Annotated in this window: 19 protein-coding genes; 15 read left to right on the top strand and 4 right to left on the bottom strand. The window is 42.6% G+C overall.

The window, feature by feature from the left end; genetic code table 11:
- Nucleotides 1-86 precede the first annotated feature (86 nt).
- The 4 genes from nhaC (at nt 87) to NSU13_RS17925 (ending at nt 3,231) form a co-directional block, all read left to right on the top strand.
- Nucleotides 87-1,493, top strand: a complete 1,407-nt coding sequence (gene nhaC, locus NSU13_RS17940) for a Na+/H+ antiporter NhaC (RefSeq protein WP_041118258.1) — start codon at nt 87-89, stop codon at nt 1,491-1,493.
- A gap of 296 nt (nt 1,494-1,789) precedes the next feature.
- Complete coding sequence (locus NSU13_RS17935; protein WP_041118256.1) at nt 1,790-2,215, top strand: DUF5082 family protein; 426 nt, start codon at nt 1,790-1,792, stop codon at nt 2,213-2,215.
- A gap of 37 nt (nt 2,216-2,252) precedes the next feature.
- On the top strand, nt 2,253-2,516 hold the full coding sequence (locus NSU13_RS17930; RefSeq protein WP_034281361.1) for a YwqI/YxiC family protein: 264 nt from the start codon (nt 2,253-2,255) through the stop codon (nt 2,514-2,516).
- Between the two features lie 289 nt (nt 2,517-2,805).
- The gene (locus tag NSU13_RS17925; RefSeq protein WP_034281360.1) at nt 2,806-3,231 is read left to right on the top strand and encodes a DUF5082 family protein; all 426 of its coding nucleotides are present in this window, start codon (nt 2,806-2,808) and stop codon (nt 3,229-3,231) included.
- A 48-nt stretch (nt 3,232-3,279) separates the two neighbouring features.
- On the opposite strand, the gene NSU13_RS17920 is transcribed toward NSU13_RS17925, so the two are convergent.
- A complete protein-coding gene (locus NSU13_RS17920) occupies nt 3,280-3,495 on the bottom strand; it encodes a hypothetical protein (RefSeq protein ID WP_327825590.1) in 216 nt (71 codons plus the stop codon).
- 136 nt (nt 3,496-3,631) lie between these two features.
- Here NSU13_RS17920 and NSU13_RS17915 point away from each other — a divergent pair, with 136 nt between their 5' ends.
- The 7 genes from NSU13_RS17915 to NSU13_RS17885 all read left to right on the top strand — a co-directional run bounded on the left by NSU13_RS17915 (nt 3,632) and on the right by NSU13_RS17885 (nt 10,734).
- Entirely contained in the window at nt 3,632-5,590 is a 1,959-nt protein-coding gene (locus NSU13_RS17915; RefSeq protein ID WP_342489695.1) for a BglG family transcription antiterminator, read from the top strand.
- A gap of 89 nt (nt 5,591-5,679) precedes the next feature.
- Nucleotides 5,680-6,990, top strand: a complete 1,311-nt coding sequence (locus NSU13_RS17910) for a PTS transporter subunit EIIC (RefSeq protein WP_061110267.1) — start codon at nt 5,680-5,682, stop codon at nt 6,988-6,990.
- Between the two features lie 31 nt (nt 6,991-7,021).
- Nucleotides 7,022-8,455: a glycoside hydrolase family 1 protein gene (locus NSU13_RS17905; RefSeq protein ID WP_326483522.1), complete on the top strand. Its 1,434-nt coding sequence runs from the start codon at nt 7,022-7,024 to the stop codon at nt 8,453-8,455.
- Nucleotides 8,456-8,467: 12 nt separating this feature from the next.
- Nucleotides 8,468-8,791, top strand: a complete 324-nt coding sequence (locus NSU13_RS17900; protein WP_024423899.1) for a PTS sugar transporter subunit IIB — start codon at nt 8,468-8,470, stop codon at nt 8,789-8,791.
- Nucleotides 8,792-8,810: 19 nt separating this feature from the next.
- Nucleotides 8,811-9,140 carry a PTS lactose/cellobiose transporter subunit IIA gene (locus NSU13_RS17895; protein ID WP_024423898.1) on the top strand — a complete coding sequence of 110 codons (330 nt, stop codon included), beginning with the start codon at nt 8,811-8,813 and terminating at the stop codon, nt 9,138-9,140.
- Between the two features lie 80 nt (nt 9,141-9,220).
- Entirely contained in the window at nt 9,221-10,054 is an 834-nt protein-coding gene (locus NSU13_RS17890; protein WP_252050522.1) for a polysaccharide deacetylase family protein, read from the top strand.
- 311 nt (nt 10,055-10,365) lie between these two features.
- Entirely contained in the window at nt 10,366-10,734 is a 369-nt protein-coding gene (locus NSU13_RS17885; RefSeq protein ID WP_041118244.1) for a VOC family protein, read from the top strand.
- Nucleotides 10,735-10,778: 44 nt separating this feature from the next.
- On the opposite strand, the gene ribD is transcribed toward NSU13_RS17885, so the two are convergent.
- From ribD to NSU13_RS17870, 3 genes are read right to left on the bottom strand one after another with little or no spacing between them, the layout of a single operon-like run.
- On the bottom strand, nt 10,779-11,870 hold the full coding sequence (gene ribD / locus NSU13_RS17880; protein ID WP_252049928.1) for a bifunctional diaminohydroxyphosphoribosylaminopyrimidine deaminase/5-amino-6-(5-phosphoribosylamino)uracil reductase RibD: 1,092 nt from the start codon (nt 11,868-11,870) through the stop codon (nt 10,779-10,781).
- Nucleotides 11,857-12,618, bottom strand: coding sequence for a GTP cyclohydrolase II (locus NSU13_RS17875; RefSeq protein WP_041118240.1), 762 nt, complete (start codon nt 12,616-12,618; stop codon nt 11,857-11,859). The genes ribD and NSU13_RS17875 overlap by 14 nt, the downstream gene beginning before the upstream one ends.
- Nucleotides 12,619-12,634: 16 nt before the next feature.
- Nucleotides 12,635-13,489, bottom strand: a complete 855-nt coding sequence (locus tag NSU13_RS17870) for a VOC family protein (RefSeq protein WP_046312763.1) — start codon at nt 13,487-13,489, stop codon at nt 12,635-12,637.
- A 177-nt stretch (nt 13,490-13,666) separates the two neighbouring features.
- Between NSU13_RS17870 and NSU13_RS17865 the strand changes: the two genes are divergently transcribed.
- The 4 genes from NSU13_RS17865 (at nt 13,667) to NSU13_RS17850 (ending at nt 17,242) form a co-directional block, all read left to right on the top strand.
- Nucleotides 13,667-13,999, top strand: coding sequence for a helix-turn-helix domain-containing protein (locus NSU13_RS17865; RefSeq protein ID WP_024427514.1), 333 nt, complete (start codon nt 13,667-13,669; stop codon nt 13,997-13,999).
- A 369-nt stretch (nt 14,000-14,368) separates the two neighbouring features.
- On the top strand, nt 14,369-14,827 hold the full coding sequence (locus NSU13_RS17860; protein ID WP_034281350.1) for an NEAT domain-containing protein: 459 nt from the start codon (nt 14,369-14,371) through the stop codon (nt 14,825-14,827).
- A gap of 20 nt (nt 14,828-14,847) precedes the next feature.
- Nucleotides 14,848-15,501 (top strand): heme uptake protein IsdC, encoded by a 654-nt coding sequence (isdC, locus tag NSU13_RS17855; protein ID WP_034281463.1) that lies wholly within the window; start codon nt 14,848-14,850, stop codon nt 15,499-15,501.
- Between the two features lie 19 nt (nt 15,502-15,520).
- Complete coding sequence (locus NSU13_RS17850) at nt 15,521-17,242, top strand: NEAT domain-containing protein (RefSeq protein WP_342489694.1); 1,722 nt, start codon at nt 15,521-15,523, stop codon at nt 17,240-17,242.
- Nucleotides 17,243-17,252 lie beyond the last annotated feature (10 nt).

Below are 17,252 nucleotides of genomic sequence, written 5' to 3'. Positions count from 1 at the left end.
AGGCAATTCACTTTCTTTCGAATTGACACACTTTTTTCACAATATTTTGAAAACGCTTAACGCACGCACAAAGGGAGGAAACAACATTGAAATCGGTTCGCTTGCCATCTATGGTGGAGATCATCGCCGTACTAGGTTTATTTTTGGCGATTGTCTTATCATTTACTATTTATTTTAACTTGGATATCCAATTGGCCTTATTTATTTCATGGTTTCTAGCAATTGGACTTGGTCTTCATTTAGGACACGCCTACAAGGATTTACAGGGTGCTATTACAAAAGGGATATCAAATGGATTAGATGCTGTTTTGATTTTACTTGCTGTAGGTGCTTTAATTGGAACTTGGATCGCTGGCGGAGTCGTACCGACACTGATCTATTATGGTCTTGAATTTATTCATCCAAATATCTTTTTACTAGCAACACTCATTATTTGTGCCATTATGTCTGTCGCTACAGGGACGTCTTGGGGAACAGTTGGTACAGCTGGGATTGCCATGATTGCCATTGGTGAAGGTTTAGGGATTCCTCTCCCAATCGTTGCAGGTGCCGTCTTGTCAGGTGCTTATTTTGGAGACAAGCTTTCTCCACTGTCTGATAGTACAGTTCTCGCCTCGTCCTTATCAAAGGTTGAAGTTCTGGCGCATGTAAGAGCCATGATGGTCTTATCCATTCCTGCCTTTGTTATTACTGCTATTATGTTTACGGTCACTGGTTTTATCTATGGAGGACGTAATATTGATCAAGAAAAGGTTGAATACTTAAAGAATGCGTTGCTCGATACATTCAATATTAATGTATGGATGCTTATTCCAGCTCTCATTGTCGTGGTTTTACTTGTCATGAAAAAGCCTGCTCTGCCGGTTATTGCAATCGGTGCTTTGTTTGGGGCGATCTGGGCCTTTGCGTTTCAAGGTGCGAATCCTAGTGATGCAATTGGTGCAGCATACAATGGATTTTCAATTCAATCAGATGTAGACTTTCTAAACCAGCTTCTCAATCGTGGTGGAATGGTCAACATGCTTGGCTCTTTGGTAGTGATTATTCTTGGGCTTGGTTTCGGGGGAGTATTGGAACATCTGGGTGTATTGAAAGTCATTGTCTCAACCTTTGAGAAAAAACTCCACAATGCGGGAAATGTTACTCTTTCCACTATTCTTGTTGCATTCTTTGCTAACATTTTTGGTTGTGCAATGTATGTATCAATTATCCTTACACCAAAAATTATGGAAAAGAGCTACGATAAATTAAAGTTAGATAGACGAGTTTTATCCAGAAACTCTGAGGTCGGTGGTACGCTTACGTCTGGTATGGTTCCTTGGTCAGATAACGGTATTTACATGGCAGGAATTCTCGGCGTATCGACATTCTCTTATTTACCATTTATGTGGTTGAGCTTTGTCGCCATTGGTCTTGCGATCATTTACGGATATACGGGTAAATTCATTTGGTACGTGAAAGATCAACAAGAAAGAGAAGAATCGGCCTCATAAGCCGTTTGCAAAAGCCGCTCCTGAACGGGGGCGGCTTTGTTTGTCCTAGGACTGTGAGACTATATGTGGCATATAACAAACGAACAGGAATTTAGACCTCCAATAAAAGAGGTCGAAAGGGGTGGTGTAAAGCAGAATGAAAGCATATTTATCCCATAAAAAGGGCACAAATCCCTATTCAAACATGAGTCTTTGAACCTTATAATAACAATATTGGAAAAAGTGCTATTCACCTTACGCTCGTTTAGAGGGACTCTAAGCAGCGTTTTTATTTTTGGACAGGAGGAGGAACCCATATGAGCTTATCGGATATGCTGTCTGCCCTTAACGGTGGCATTTCAAATAAAAAAGCAGAAATTGAAGAGAAAATTGCTCGACTCAAAAAGGCGAAAAGCAAGGTTGAACGTGAACAAGATGCGGCAGAAACAGATTTAAAGCAAATCAAGCAGCCAAAGCTTGGGACCTCTTGGAAAGGTGAGCGAAGCCAGGATTTCAAAACAGACCGAAATGAAGCACATGATGCGCTGCAAACAATCGTGAACGATAAATACCCACGCTACGTGAGCCGCATCGAATTCAAAATCAGTACATTAGAAGCAGAACAAGCTGCGTTATCCTTTGCCAGTTCCTTAGCTGGAGACGCCGCACGTCTTGCTGAAAAAGGAGAAGACGCAGTAGAGGACGCAAAACGCTTGATCTCAAAAGCATGGAGCAGCTTGTAAGAGAGCGTCATGCTGAACAAATCTGGAGGAAATCACAATGGGACAAATTAAGTTAAACTACCAAACAGTCATGGATAAACTAGATGAAGTCTCCCAAGCCGTAGAAGCTTTAGCGATGAAAAAAGCAGCAGATAAAGCGGGTGAAAACAGCCTTGAATTTGTAACTAAGTGGACGGCACGTGAAAGAGAAGTGAGCGAAATGGTCTCAAGCTTTAAAGAAGCCTTAATTAAAAATGTTCAGGATACACGTTCTAACGTGAAAACATTAAAAGAACAAGACGAAGCGATTGCTGCAAAATAATCAGCACACTCGCTTTTATTTATAGGTACATTTAACGCGGTGTATAATTATAGTCTTAAAGACTCATATTAAATTAGGAGTGTAAGACCTTGTATTATTCCGTTTTTCTTCCAAATGCGTCACTAAAAGGACACCTTTTCCCTATTTAAGGCTGAGGCTTTTCGCCTTATACTATACTTAATGAAAGCAAAACGATAGAAATATCAGGATTGGAAAAATCATGTGATTCGTTGGTTTCCAAAGGCGCTCACGCCATGCTTTCGTATGAGGTCAGATAGAGGTGGATGACATGAGTTTATCCGAGATGCTGCACCATCTGCATATGGGAATTGAGAACAAACGTGCAGAATTTGACGAAATGATCTCTCGGTTAAAGACAGCCAAAAGCAATATTCAAACAGAACAAGATCTTGCCCAGTCAGATATCAAAGAAATCAAGAAGCCTGCACTAGATTCGTCATGGAAAGGCGAGAGAGGGACCGACTTTCATCGCCATCGGAAAGACGCTTACAGCGTGATGCATGACATCGTCAACAATGAATATGAAAAATATATAACAGAGATTGATCAAAAAATCTTACACTTTGAATTGAAAAAAATGGAGCTGGCCGTAGCCAGTAATTTTGCAGGAAGAGCTCAGGACGTGATGGAAAAGGGCGAGGATTTTGCAAAGGATGTTAAACATTTGATTGAACGGGGCTGGAAAGCTCTTTAAAACCATAAATGAAACAGCCGACTCATAAAAGGGCGGCTGTTTTTTTGTTTAATCACATCCACCACCGCCGCTGTCACCTGAATCACTCCCACAGGAGGCATCAGAAGCGTGAGGGGTATACGAATCAGTATAAGTGCTTGTCGTTGAGCTATGATGTGCAGAACGCTTAGCAGATACACGTTTATCCTTTGGTGTGAACAAGCTGGCAACGATGGCTCCTAAAGAAGCTAATATGATAATGACTACAAACATAAAAGTACCCATAATGCATCCCTCCTCTAGTTTCATATTCATACGAATGAGCCATATCAAGGTTCCCGATTTGAAAGAAATACTGGGCAAAGAGTTCTATTTTCGTTTATGATGATAGGCAAAAGTAAATGCCAAGGGAGGAGAGCCCATGCTATCTCTACGTCAGGAGGAGCTTCTGAAACGATTGATGCAAGCGGAGCAGGAACTGACAAGTGAAGAAATTGCCCGTGTGATCGGAGTCACATCACGAACCATTCGAACAGATATGAAAGCGCTTAAAAAGATCTTAGAAGAACATGGTGCCGCACTGCATATTAAACGCGGGGCAGGGTATACATTGAGCGTTGAAGATTATGGAGCATTTCGTACATTTTTGAAAACGTCACTGAGAGAAAGGAATGAGAAAAAGGAACCGTTCATTCCCAATCAGCCTGAGGATCGCGTCGCTTATCTATTGAAAAGACTGCTTCTGTCAGAAGACTATATCAAATTAGAGGGATTGGCAGAGGAATTATTTGTGAGTGAATCTACAGTGAAAAATGATTTGAAAGCTGTCAGGCACTTGTTTTCATTGCATGGACTTTCTATATCGCACCGGCCTAAATATGGACTGCGTCTGACAGGCGATGAAATGAAATTAAGATATTGTATGGCAGAGCATGTGTTTCAGCAGGAGCACGCGAACGCTGCACTGTTACCTGAAGAAACATATCAATTGATTCAGGACATCGTGCGTTCACGTACAAAAGCCACCGGACTTCATCTATCAGAAATCGGTTTAAGTAATTTAGTAACCCACATTGCCATCGCATGCAAACGAATTGAAGAAAAAAAGCTGGTCAAGATGCCAGAAGCGGAATTGAGAGAAATTCAAGTGCAGCCAGTTTTCCAGGTAGCTCAACAAATGGCTGAAGATATTCGCTGCGTATTATCGATTGATTTTCCGCTATCAGAAATGGCGTACATCGCGATTCACTTAATGGGGGCAAAGATGATGGCATATGGAGAGGCTGGCCATACGCTATTTCATCTGCTGGACGAAGATCATTTTCGTTTCACTCACCAATTGCTTGCTTATGTAGAGGAGCACATGTCACTTGATATTCAGTTTGATAAGGAGCTGATCGTTGGTTTAAGTCTTCATTTGCGTTCAGCCATTCATCGTTTTAGATACGATATGAACATGCGAAATCCTTATTTACCAGACATTAAAAGGTATTATCCCATTGCGTTTGAGGCGGGTGTTTATATGGGCAGATGGCTGAAGGAAAAAGAGGGTGTTGAGATTCCTGAGGATGAAATCGGATATTTGGCACTTCATATTGGGGCTGCAATCGAGCGGACAAAATCACAGCATGTGAGAAAGACATGTCTTATTGTGTGTGCGACGGGTGTCGCCAGCAGTCAGCTTCTTCTTCATAAGCTCACGGCGGCTTTTAGCGGAAGGCTGGAGATCGCTGGAACTGCAAGTGTCGGGGAACTTCCTTCGTATGATTTAAGAAGCATTGATTTTATTATTAGTACCATTCCGCTTCAGAATACATTGCCGGTGCCAGTAATTGATGTACATACGATTCTAAGTGACGATGATATTGTACGGCTGAAACGATTTGTGAAGAATTCACAGGATACAGGAGTTTTGCGGTATGTGAGTCCGGCGCTGACATTTTTTCAGCAAGATCTCCAATCAAGGGAAGAGGTTCTTCAATTTTTTGTGAACGTGCTAAAGGAGCAGCATCGAATCCCAGACGAGTTTGAACAATTATTGCTAGAAAGAGAGCAGGTGTCACCCACATCTTTCGGTCATTTGGTTGCGATTCCTCATCCAATAAAGCCGGCAACAGATGACACATTTTGTGCGATCTGTACGTTGAAAAAGCCGGTGCTGTGGGGAGAAGATCGAGTACAAGTCGTATGCTTGTTAAGCATCCAGAAGACGTATCAAAAAGAATTACAGTCGCTTTATCAATTTCTTGTGCGGCTGACAGAACGGAAGGAAGTGGTGGAACAGCTCATCAAAGCCGCTTCATTTGAAGAACTGACAGCTGCGCTTCATGTATTGGAGCATCCAAATGAAAAAACGCGGCACCCATTTCCGCATCTGTGAGGAAAAAGATTAGATGTTAATGAAAGCGCTTTTAAAATAACATCAAAAAGGAGGATGATCACGAGTTTTTGCAAAGGGGGAGACGGATCATGAGCTTCAAGGAGAAAGCGGCAGATGTCATGGGGCATGTGGCTTATCGCATCACCAACCAGAAATATATTATGGCGATTAAACAGGCATTTGTCACACTGATGCCGATCATCATTACAGGAGCTTTTGCTGTACTGGTGGCGAATATGATCATGAGCCCGGAAACAGGGCTTGCTCATTTTGAGATATTCAGGTTTTTAGCAGAGCTTCAGCCTATTATGAAGGCAATCAATTATGCCACACTGAACTTTTTAACCATTGGGGCTGTGTTCCTCATTGGGATTGAGCTTGGGAAAATCAACGGTCACAAGTCTCTGTTCCCAGGATTGATGGCATTGATTTCATTTATATCTGTTATTCCAACGACACTTCTTCTTGAAGTCGATGGATCGATGCGTGAGGTTGTTGACGTGTTGGCAAGACAATTTTCTGATCCAAAAAGCTTATTTTTAGGGATGATCATTGCGATCGTATCTGTGGAGATTTTTTGTAAGCTGACCGAGGTGAAATGGCTGCAAATCAAGATGCCGGATTCGGTTCCGTCGAATGTGGCAACGTCTTTTTCGTCACTTTTCCCATCGATCATTACAATTACAATCATTAGCTCATTTGGCTTTGCATTTCACCGGTTGACAGGCATTTATCTGCATGAAGCAGTGTATAACGTGGTGCAGCGTCCGTTAGAAAGTGTTGTACAGGGGCTGCCTGGGATTTTAACGTTGATGTTTGTGGCGCAATTTTTCTGGGTGATCGGCATTCATGGCAACCAGATGATTAAGCCGATCCGGGAGCCGCTCTTATTAGGATCGATTGCAGTGAATATGACAGCATTTCAAGAGGGAAAAGAGATCCCGAATATCATCACGATGCCGTTTTGGGATGTGTATATGAGCATCGGTGGTTCAGGTGTGACCATTGGTCTTTTGATTGCGATTTTTATTGCTGGGAGAAGGGAAGAGATGCGAAGCATTGCCAAGCTCTCATCTGGACCCGGACTGTTCAACATCAATGAACCCGTTATTTTTGGATTACCTGTGATGCTGAACCCTGTGATGGCGATCCCATTTATCGTCACGCCGCTTGTGACAGGTACGATTGGGTATATTGCGACGGCTACAGGATTCGCTGGAAAAGCGGTCGTGATGGTGCCATGGACGACACCGCCGCTTGTAAATGCATGGCTGTCCACCGCTGGCAGTATGGGCGCTGTCATCACACAGCTTATCTGCATTGTGGTTGCTGTTTTCATCTATTTACCGTTTGTTCTCTTGTCTAACCGCAAGCCAGAAGCAGCACCAGATTCAGAATAAACATTCAGACGAAGAAAAGGGAGGCGGCGACATGAACAGAATTGAGATTCCAAGTGATTTTATCCTAGGTGCTGCGGCTTCTGCTTGGCAGACCGAGGGATGGAAGGGAAAGCGGGCGCATCAAGACTCGTACATCGACTTATGGTATAAGGAAGGATATCACGTGTGGCACGAAGGCTATGGTCCTGCTGGTGCGACAAACTTTTACGAGCGCTACCCTGAAGATGTCGCCTTAATGAAAGAGATTGGGCTGACACATTACAGGACATCGATCAATTGGTCGAGGTTTCTCATAGATTACGAGAATGGGATAGTGGATGAGGCCTATGCTCGTTACATTGATGATCTGATCAATGAATTAATCGCAGCAGGTGTAGAACCAATGTTTTGCTTAGAGCACTATGAACTTCCTGCCGTTTTGCTTGAGAAGTACGGCGGATGGTCATCAAAACATGTTGTCGAGCTGTTTGTTCTCTATGCAGAAAAGGTGTTTGAGCGCTACGGAGACCGAGTCAAGCATTGGTTTAGTTTTAATGAACCGATTGTTGTTCAGACACGTGTTTATCTAGATGCGATACGATATCCGTTTGAGCAAAATACGAAGAAATGGATGCAGTGGAACTATCATAAAGCTCTGGCAACAGCAAAAGTGGTGAAGCTGTTTCAGGAGATGGGCTTGAAGGAATCGGCAGGAGCCAAAATCGGCGTGATTCTCAATCCAGAAGTGACGTATGCAAGATCGTCTGCTCCCCATGACCAAGAAGCGGCACGTATGTATGACTTGTTTTTTAATCGAGTGTTCCTAGATCCTTCCATCAAAGGGGAGTATCCAGAGGAACTGATCGATGTGTTGAAAAAGCATAATATTCTTTTCGATTTTACAGAGGAAGAGCTTCAGATCATCAAGAATCATACGGTGGATGTTGTTGGGCTTAACTTGTACTATCCGCATCGTGTCAAGGCACCGAGTAAGGCTTGGAACGAAGGGACGCCTTTTCATCCATCCTATTATTACGATATGTTTGAGCTTCCAGGGAGAAAAATGAATCCTTTCAGAGGCTGGGAAATCTACCCGAAGATTGTCTATGATATGGGGATGAGAATAAAAGAAGAATACGGAAATATTGAGTGGTTTGTGGCCGAAAATGGCATGGGTGTAGAAAAGGAAGAACGGTTTAAAACAGAAGACGGTATCATTGATGATCAGTATCGCATTTCATTTATCAGCCAGCATTTGAAGCGGGCACTTCAAGCGAAAGCAGAAGGATCAAATTGCACAGGCTATATGCTTTGGGCATTTACAGACAATGTCTCACCGATGAATGCCTTTAAAAACCGCTACGGATTAGTCGAAATCCAGCTGGAGAATGAACGAAATCGTCAGCTGAAAGCATCTGCGTATTGGTACCAGACGTTAATCAAAACAAGGGAACTGCAGGTTGAAACAGAAGTCATTTATCAATAGGAGTGATGAGAAATGAAACGAATCATTCTCGCTTGTGCAGCAGGAATGTCAACGTCTATTGTGGTGTCCAAAATGAAGGCTGCCGCAGAAGCTAAAGGGCTGGATTACTATATTTATGCTATACCTGAAGGAGCCATTGCAGATGAACTAGAAGAGCATGGAGAGGATGTACAGGCGATTTTACTTGGACCGCAAGTAAGCTTTATGAAAAAAGCAGCTGAAAAAACGGCGGCACCCTATCAAATACCTGTCGATGTCGTCAATGTAAGATTATACGGAACAGCAAACGGAGAAAAAATTCTAGAGCATGCACTGAAACTAGCAAATGAATCTTGAATAATTGGAGGAGAAGCAGATGACGGTATTAGAGGAAATGCAGGGAGCAGCCTTTCAAATCATTGCCCATGCAGGCGAGGCAAGAAGTCATTATGTAGAAGCGATTCGTCTAGCAAGAGCGGATGATTTTGAAAAAGCGCAGCAGTTGATCGAAAAAGGGGAGGAAGCGTTTCGAAGCATCCACAACCTGCATCTGTCGCTGATTCAAAAAGAAGCGGCAGGTGAACAGCTTCCTTTTTCTTTACTGCTCATACACGCAGAAGATCAAATGCTCACAACAGAGACCATTCATCTGCTCGCCATCGAAATGATCGAAATGTGTAAAAAAATGAATACCCTGTCAAAATAGTTGTCAATGAATAACCAATTTCTGTTATAATCATTCGGTAGATAAAGAGAAAGCAGGATTGGTGAATGAAGAAAACATGTATGCTGATGACGATTGGTCTTATGCTGCTGCTCATTTCGGGCTGTATGGGAATGAAGGAGCAGGCGGGAGGAAGCCAGCAAGTCATCAAAGAGGAAAAGGGTCGATTACAAACAAAAGACATTCAGCAGAAAAAAGAAACGGCAGTGATAGAGACAAAAAGCTGGATCAAGCAAAAGGAGCCGGTCGAGCTTCCGATTTTGATGTATCATAGTATCTCAAGCGGCAACTCGTTACGTGTGCCAAAGAGCGAATTTGCATCTCATATGAAATGGCTGAAGGACAACGACTATGTCACACTGTCGCCAGAAGAGGTGTACCGCGTTTTCACAACAAATTCGATGCCAAGTAAGAAGAGTGTCCTCATTACATTTGATGATGGATATACGGATAACTATACAAAGGCATTTCCGATTTTAAAGCAGTATGAAATGAAAGCAACGATTTTCATGATTGAGCAATCCATTGGCCGTCCAAATCACTTAACGGATGAGCAAATGGACGAGATGATGGCACATGGGATATCGATTGAGAGTCATACGATTCATCATTTAGAGCTCAATCGATTATCAAAGCAGCAGCAGGAAGAGGAGTTAAAAGGATCAAAGACATTCTTCGATCAGCGATTTTCTCAGCGTACGAGAATGGTCAGCTATCCTGTCGGGCGCTATAATGAAGAGACGTTGAAGCTGGCGAAGGAAGCCGGATATCAAATGGCTGTCACCACTGAACCAGGACATGCGAAGAAGGAACAAGGCATGATGTCATTGCACCGCGTCCGCATTTCACCGGGATTTTCACCAGAAAGCTTTGGCAGGATGGTAGAAGGGAAGTAACGATCAATGTTTCACATGAAACATTTTACGACAAGTTTCGCCAAAATGACTTACCGCCCATACACCTTGACATGATATGTCTTGGTTTCAACTGTCATGACAAGAGACACTTAGATGGACAGAACTTTCATTATCAGGGGAGTTCTGTTTTTTTAAATTGTCATTCAAACCCTACATCGTAAGAAACACCTCAATGAAAAACTCAAAGATCAAGCCCGCCAATGAAGTAAGAATCAAATATTGCTCAGCAACGCAAAACTTAAGAAACCCTACATAGAAAAACCAATTGAGAAAAGAAAGGGAGAAGGAATATGTCAAACTTTTTTGGAATCGACCATGTTCAACTAGCTGCCCCAAAAGGCAGTGAAGAGAAAGCTCGTTTGTTTTTTGGCGAAATTTTAGGGATGAAAGAAATACCTAAGCCTAGTAATCTAGCTAAACGCGGAGGTGTCTGGTTCCAATGCGGTCATCATCAGCTTCACATTGGCATTCAGGAACATTTTCAAGCTGCAAAGAAAGCTCATCCGGCTTTTCTTGTAAAGAGTCTATCGGAATTAAAAGAGGCATTATTGAAGTATCATATTCGTATAAGTGAAGATGAGCCATTGGAGGGAGCCAATCGGTTTTATGTAGAAGATCCTTTTGGGAATCGAATTGAGTTTTTAGAGAGAAGAGACTAGAAGACAAAAAGAAGGCTGTCGAAGAAATCTCGACAGCCTATTTGTTATTGATAAACGGGATAGCCCGTCATTTTAATATCTTTTCCAAGCGGTTCCACTGCGAGTTGATCCAGTTCAATGGCATCACTCATGAGGCGTATGCCTTCGCCTCCGAAAAAGGAAGGGGAAAGTCGTCCGCCAATGAGCTTAGGCGCCATATAGATGACGAGTTTATCTACAAGCTGCTGCTCTAAGAATGAGGCGTTAATCTGGCCGCCGCCTTCAATCATGAGAGAGGAGATATTTTTTTCTCCCAGCACTTGAAGCACTTCTTTCAGGGGCACCCGCGTGTCGCTGTCTGTCATGAAGACACGGACGCCAGCTTCTTCTAAAGCCGCTCGTTTTTCCTTATCGGCTTGCTTTGTTGTAAAGATCCATGTAGGTGCCATCTGATCCGTGACGATCTTTGCTGTCAGTGGTGTTGACAGCTTAGAGTCTAAGACAATTCGAATCGGATTATTCCCATTTGGAATCCGCGCAGTTAATGAAGGATCATCGTGAATGACGGTTTGAGCACCGACCAAAATCGCATCATTGATACTGCGGATATGGTGAGCGTCATAACGGGATGTCTCAGATGTAATCCACTTGCTGTCAGACGTGGCAGAGGCGATTTTTCCATCTAAGGTAATGCCTGCTTTGAGCGTCACAAAAGGTGTTTTTTTCGTAATAAAGTGATTAAATACTTCATTCATCAGAATGGATTCCTGTTCAAGTACGCCCGTGATGACTTGAATGCCTGCGTCTTGTAAAATGGCAATCCCGCGGCCAGCGACAAGCGGATTCGGATCAAGTGCTGCCACGACAACAGTTTCGACGCCGGCTTTTACAAGTGCTTCCGCGCAAGGGCCTGTGCGTCCATGGTGGGAACAAGGCTCGAGGGTCACATAAATAGTGGCTCCTTTTGCTTTGTCTCCGGCCATGTTGAGTGCATGAATTTCAGCATGTGGTTCACCGGCTTTCATATGAGCACCGACTCCAACAATTTCATTCTCTCGCACAATTACAGCCCCGACGAGCGGGTTCGGAGATGTCTGACCTTTCATTGCCCGTGCATTATCAAGGGCTAGCTTCATATATCGCTCATGATGTGGCAATCGTACGCACCTCTTGCTCCGCCTTCATGTGACCTGAGCGGTTGATTTTTGTCTGCAAATATTTTTCGTTAAATTCAGAGACATCTCCCCAAAGCGGAATGCGTCCAGAAAGAGATAAACCTGCATGGCTGATCGCATCTGTCTTTTTCGGATTATTGGTAATGAGTCTGACTGGCTTTGTACGAAGTGTTTGAAGAACGGCAATGGCTTCTTCGTATTGACGTGTGTCATCTTCAAAACCAAGTGCTTCGTTCGCTTCTACTGTATCGTAGCCGTTTTCTTGAAGAATATAAGCCATGGCTTTACTGAAAAGACCAATGCCGCGGCCTTCATGATTGGCTAAGTAAAACAGGGCTCCTGCCCCATTGTCCTCAATCATTCGCATAGACTGCTTCAATTGGAATCCGCAGTCGCAGCGCTTGCTTCCGAAAATATCGCCAGTGTGGCAAATGGAATGCATGCGGATAAGGGCTTCGTCAGCTTGCTCAAAATCCCCGTATACAAGAACGCTTGACTGCTGATGATCAGCAAGCTGGCGGGACGAGAGGCTTTCAATTAAAGCTTCATCTGTCAATGGCTCTTTTCCATCGTCTTTTAACCATGAATACCAGTTGAACATGACAGTTCTGCCGTCTAAATTCACTGGCAGTTTAATGGGTCCAGTGATATATATATACCCGTCTTCTTGCTGTACTCGTTTGATTTTATCTTTTAATATGGCTGTTTTAAGTTCTGTGTGTTTGTCCATATTCTGCACCTTCTTTTTAGTCTGTTTCTTCAATCTGTAAACGAACGAGAACGCCAAATGGATCAACAAATTCGCTGCTTTTTCCTGTCGTGTTGACTTGAGTGCCTGCTTTTGTCAGGCGTTCGATGACGGATTGTCTGTCTGCTTCTTCTGGGAAAACCAGTGTATAGCTTCTAATTCCTGAAAAACGTGGATCAATGGCTCCTTTTCGTCCGCGTCCCCATGCATTAAAGGCAAGGTGGTGGTGGTACACACCAGCAGCGATAAATAGGCTTGCTGGTGGAGCCATTCGGATATGAAAACCGAGCGTATGGACATAAAAGGCATCTGCTTCTTCTGGGTTGAGATGAAAATGCAAGTGTCCCATCACTGTGCCGGCAGGGAGTCCTTCCCATGTGGTATCAGCGGCTTCCTGCAGGAGTCCATCTCCATCAAGCGGCGCATTTCCGCCACCTTTCAGTTCTCCATGCTCACCTACCCAAATGTCCTGAGGACGGTCAGCATAAATTTCTACGCCAATGCCGTCAGGATCACTTAAATAAATGGCTTCACTGAAAAAGTGATCGCTTGCTCCAATTAAAGGATAGCCTTTTTTGATCACATGTGCCAGCCATGTGCCCAGGTTTTTTCTGGTAGGTAATAAAACAGCAAAGTGATAAAGTCCTGGCTCATGATCAGGCTTCTCTTTGAGCTGTGCATCTTCTTTTAACAAAAGAATCGGTTCCTTTGCATTGCTGCCAAGTGTCACCGTGGAATCTGTTTTTTCTAATATAGAAAATCCTAAAATGTCTGTATAAAAAGGTAAAGAACGATCAAAGCTGGACACCTGTAATTCTGTCACACCCAATCTTAGCTGCTCAATTGTCTTCAAGCTCGGTCATCTCCTTCATGATATATGCATCGGCATGTTCAAATGTTTTTGAAAATCTATAAAAAATGAATACCTTGTTACTTTTAGTAACTAAACTATATAATAGTTAGTGACTTATTTCAAGTAATTAATTGTGTTATAATGAAAAAAAGAGAAAAAAGCAGGAGGGAGTAAGATATGGCTCAAGTAGATGGCTGCCCAATTACAGATGCCATGGAGATTCTAGGCAAGAAGTGGGTCATTCTCATCATCAATCAGCTTCTGACAGGGCCTAAGCGTTTTTGTCAGCTTGAAAATGAAATGAACATCAGCGGAAGATTACTATCAGAAAGGCTGAAGGATTTAGAAGCTGAGGGACTTGTTGAGAAAAAAGTATATCCCGACATTCCAGTGCGGATAGAATACGAATTAACAGTGCAAGGGAAGAAAATTGAACCGATTATTCGTGAAATGTATGCTTGGTCTTTAGATCGTAAAAACAGCAAAATAGAGGAACATGTTCCTTCTTAATCGATTTCGATCAGTGTGTCTGATCGAAATTTTTTTGTGTGATTTTCCAGAAAACTAAGACAATAGTATGAAAAATGATATTGACAATTATTTCACCCATTATATAATATCAAGGAGAAGAGGGTTCTTTTCCCTGTAATGGAATGGAGGTTATGCCATGGTATTATGAATGGGACAGATTGCCTAAAACTCTTATCCATCCATCATTTAGAAGCAGACATCTTTGACTTTAGGAAGCAAAGATTTATTTTTTCAACTCAATTGATAATGATTATCATAATCATCTATAAGTGTGTTCCAGCACTTATGAAGGTTATTTTTTTTATTGTCTATTGAGAATAATTATCAATATCATTTAGGAGGGCTCACATGAAAGTCATTCGTTCAACGTCACCCGTATTATTATTCCTTAGTTTTGTTCTATTATTTGCTCTAGCTCCTGTTAGCTCAGCCTCAGCAGCTGGCTTAGCAGATGGTCAATATTCAGCGCAATATGTGGTATGGAAAGCTGATAGCGATTCGACTTCAACAGCGAATACGTATTTCGAAAAACCAGCCAAGCTTGTCGTAAAGGATGGAAAAATCAAAGCGCAAGTCACGTTAACGAATAGCTCTTGGATCACAAGCTTTAAAACGCTCGATCAAGGTGTCTATAAAGATGCGAAGGTGATCAGTACAAATACAGCTGCTAATAAGAGAACAGTAGAATTCAATGTGAACAGCCTGACTGAGGCCGTACCAGCAAAAGTGAGTGTGACTGTACCGGCTATCGGATATACAGGAAATTACGACATTCGCCTCAAGTTTGATGCGGCATCTGTTCAATAGAAAGGGAGGAAATTCGCTTGATGAAAAAAAGAATGAGGCTGTCAGTCTTCATGGCGGTTTTTTTACTGGCACTTATGCTGCCTTTTTCAAACGCACAGGCTGCCGCATTAAAGGATGGTACATACTCCGTCAATTATACAGTGCTGAAAGCTGAAGGAAATGCGGTCTCAATGGCAAATGATTACTGGCTGAAGCCAGCAAAAGTGATAGCGAAAAATGGGAACCTGACAGTGCAAATGACGATTAAAAATAGCAGCTGGGTAACGGAATTTAAAGTACCGGGAAATGGCGGCTATGTCGATACAACCGTTCTCTCAACAAATAAAAAAGCCAATACAAGGCTCGTTCAGTTCCAAGCTCAAAGCTTGTCTAAACCAATCAAGTCAAAAATTCATGTCACTGTGAAATCTGCTGATTATGATCATGATTACACCATTCAGCTGAAATTTGATGAGAGCAGCATCAAGTCACTTTCGTCTAACAATGCAAATCAATCAGCAGGTGCAGCAGAAAGTCAGCAGCCATCAAAAGAATCAACGAACAAAGCTGATTCATCCACAACGAAACAAGAAGAAAATCCTCAAACTGGTGATACAAGCCAGACAGGGTGGCTCCTTGTGCTTGTCTTATGTTCAGGCGGGTTTTTAGCAAGAAAGTGGATCATCAAGCATTAACGGAAGGAAGTGTCACCATTTGAAACGTCTTTTTCATCTAAAGGCAGCCAATCTGCTCGTTTTATTCAGTTTGTTGACTGCGTTTCAGATTCCTCAAGGAACAGCTCAAGCGGCATCATTCGTTGATGGTGAATACACAGTTGGATTCACCGTTTTAAAAAATGGCAGCACAGAAGCGTCCATGATGGATACCTATACAGAAAAGCCAGCTAAGCTGATTGTGGAAAATGGCAAGAAAACAGCCTATGTCACACTGAAGCAAAGCAAAGAAATAACAGATTTCAAGGTCGAACAAAATGGTGCTCTCGTTACCACTGAAACGGTCAGTGAGGACGAGACAGCCAATACACGTGTGATCAAATTTGATGTCGACGACTTATCAGCGAAATTAAACGGCTGGGTGAAAATTTACTGGGATTTAGGCGGCTTTATTTATGACGAAGCATATGACGTACAGCTTGCATTCGATCAAAGCAGCCTCACACTCGTTACGCCTGCAAAACCAGATGATAACGAAACAAAACCGGATGACCAAAACGGTACAAAGCCAGACGATCAACCGACAAAACCAGGTAATAACAATGGCACAAAACCAGATGATTCCGCGCAAAATCAATTAAAAGATGGCGTATATCGTATTAATTACAGTGTATTAAAAGGGGATACGGATGAGGCATCTCGAATGAGTGATTACTTCTCACACCCTGCATCCTTAACTGTCAAAAATGGAAAGCAAACCATTTCCTTTACGGTGAAGGACCATAAGTCTGTCGCTTCTTTAAAAACAGAGAAAAATGGTTCTTATCAAGAAGCCAAAACAGTCAGCAAGGATGAAGCAAAGAACACAAGAGTGGTTTCATTTGATGTAGATGATTTGAAAAAAGCGGTAAAAGGAAAAGTACACATTGTAGTAGCAGCCGCTAACTATGACCAAACCTACGATATTCGTTTTCAATTTGATTCAACAAGTATCGCTCCAGTGAAGGACGGGCAGGTGGTAGAGGAAGAAACACCAGCTGCACCAGAAACACCAAAACCAAACACACCAACAACAGAAACAAATAACGGCGGAGCAAATCAAGAGACGGCTCAGCTAAAAGATGGTGTATACAAGCTTCCTTTCTCAATGAAGAAGGCAGACAAGGATGAGCTTTCTCGCATGAACGATTACGTCGTGAGTCCTGCGACACTGGTTGTAAAAAATGGCCGCCATTTCGTTTCATATACAGTGAAGAACAGCTCAGCGATCACGTCATTCCAAGTAGGAACAGGCGGAAAGTTTGAGGAGACACTTGTCGCGAAGACAGATCAAAAAGCAGATACACGCGTCATTCAATATGAAGCAAAAAGTTTAAGTGGAGCTCAGGCAGCACGCGTAAAGATTGATATTCCAGCTGCGAATTATCATGAGCAGTACGATGTCAAACTCGTCTATGACACAAAAGGTATCGCTCTCGGTGAGGGAAGCGGAATTTCAACGGTCATTGGAGACGATGAGAGTATCGGCTTTATCAAAAATCCAAATGATCACGATTCTCAAACGAATCAACTTGAGAATGCAGTACCTGAGGAAACGGGTGCGGAGCAGATGACATTTACGCCATCAGATGATCAAACCAAATCTGAGTCTGGACAGCTGAATCCGAAAACGGGAGATACCTCTCTTCTTTGGGTGTATATTCTTTTATTCGGCGGTTCGTTATTCGTACTCGTCAGAAAATATCAAACACGGACAAGATAGACTGTTTATT

Source organism: Bacillus sp. FSL M8-0049 (assembly GCF_038593355.1).
Classification (GTDB): domain Bacteria; phylum Bacillota; class Bacilli; order Bacillales; family Bacillaceae; genus Bacillus; species Bacillus safensis.
This window is presented reverse-complemented; position numbering and strand designations above follow the sequence as displayed.

What these genes read in the sequence shown, in the direction of transcription:
- NSU13_RS17935 (WP_041118256.1), top strand. Translation starts at nt 1,790, where the DNA reads ATGAGCTTATCGGATATGCTGTCTGCCCTTAACGGTGGCATTTCAAAT.
- NSU13_RS17930 (WP_034281361.1), top strand. Translation starts at nt 2,253, where the DNA reads ATGGGACAAATTAAGTTAAACTACCAAACAGTCATGGATAAACTAGAT.
- NSU13_RS17925 (WP_034281360.1), top strand. Translation starts at nt 2,806, where the DNA reads ATGAGTTTATCCGAGATGCTGCACCATCTGCATATGGGAATTGAGAAC.
- NSU13_RS17920 (WP_327825590.1), bottom strand. Translation starts at nt 3,495, where the DNA reads ATGGGTACTTTTATGTTTGTAGTCATTATCATATTAGCTTCTTTAGGA.
- NSU13_RS17915 (WP_342489695.1), top strand. Translation starts at nt 3,632, where the DNA reads ATGCTATCTCTACGTCAGGAGGAGCTTCTGAAACGATTGATGCAAGCG.
- NSU13_RS17910 (WP_061110267.1), top strand. Translation starts at nt 5,680, where the DNA reads ATGAGCTTCAAGGAGAAAGCGGCAGATGTCATGGGGCATGTGGCTTAT.
- NSU13_RS17905 (WP_326483522.1), top strand. Translation starts at nt 7,022, where the DNA reads ATGAACAGAATTGAGATTCCAAGTGATTTTATCCTAGGTGCTGCGGCT.
- NSU13_RS17900 (WP_024423899.1), top strand. Translation starts at nt 8,468, where the DNA reads ATGAAACGAATCATTCTCGCTTGTGCAGCAGGAATGTCAACGTCTATT.
- NSU13_RS17895 (WP_024423898.1), top strand. Translation starts at nt 8,811, where the DNA reads ATGACGGTATTAGAGGAAATGCAGGGAGCAGCCTTTCAAATCATTGCC.
- NSU13_RS17890 (WP_252050522.1), top strand. Translation starts at nt 9,221, where the DNA reads ATGCTGATGACGATTGGTCTTATGCTGCTGCTCATTTCGGGCTGTATG.
- NSU13_RS17885 (WP_041118244.1), top strand. Translation starts at nt 10,366, where the DNA reads ATGTCAAACTTTTTTGGAATCGACCATGTTCAACTAGCTGCCCCAAAA.
- NSU13_RS17875 (WP_041118240.1), bottom strand. Translation starts at nt 12,618, where the DNA reads ATGGACAAACACACAGAACTTAAAACAGCCATATTAAAAGATAAAATC.
- NSU13_RS17865 (WP_024427514.1), top strand. Translation starts at nt 13,667, where the DNA reads ATGGCTCAAGTAGATGGCTGCCCAATTACAGATGCCATGGAGATTCTA.
- NSU13_RS17860 (WP_034281350.1), top strand. Translation starts at nt 14,369, where the DNA reads ATGAAAGTCATTCGTTCAACGTCACCCGTATTATTATTCCTTAGTTTT.
- isdC (WP_034281463.1), top strand. Translation starts at nt 14,848, where the DNA reads ATGAAAAAAAGAATGAGGCTGTCAGTCTTCATGGCGGTTTTTTTACTG.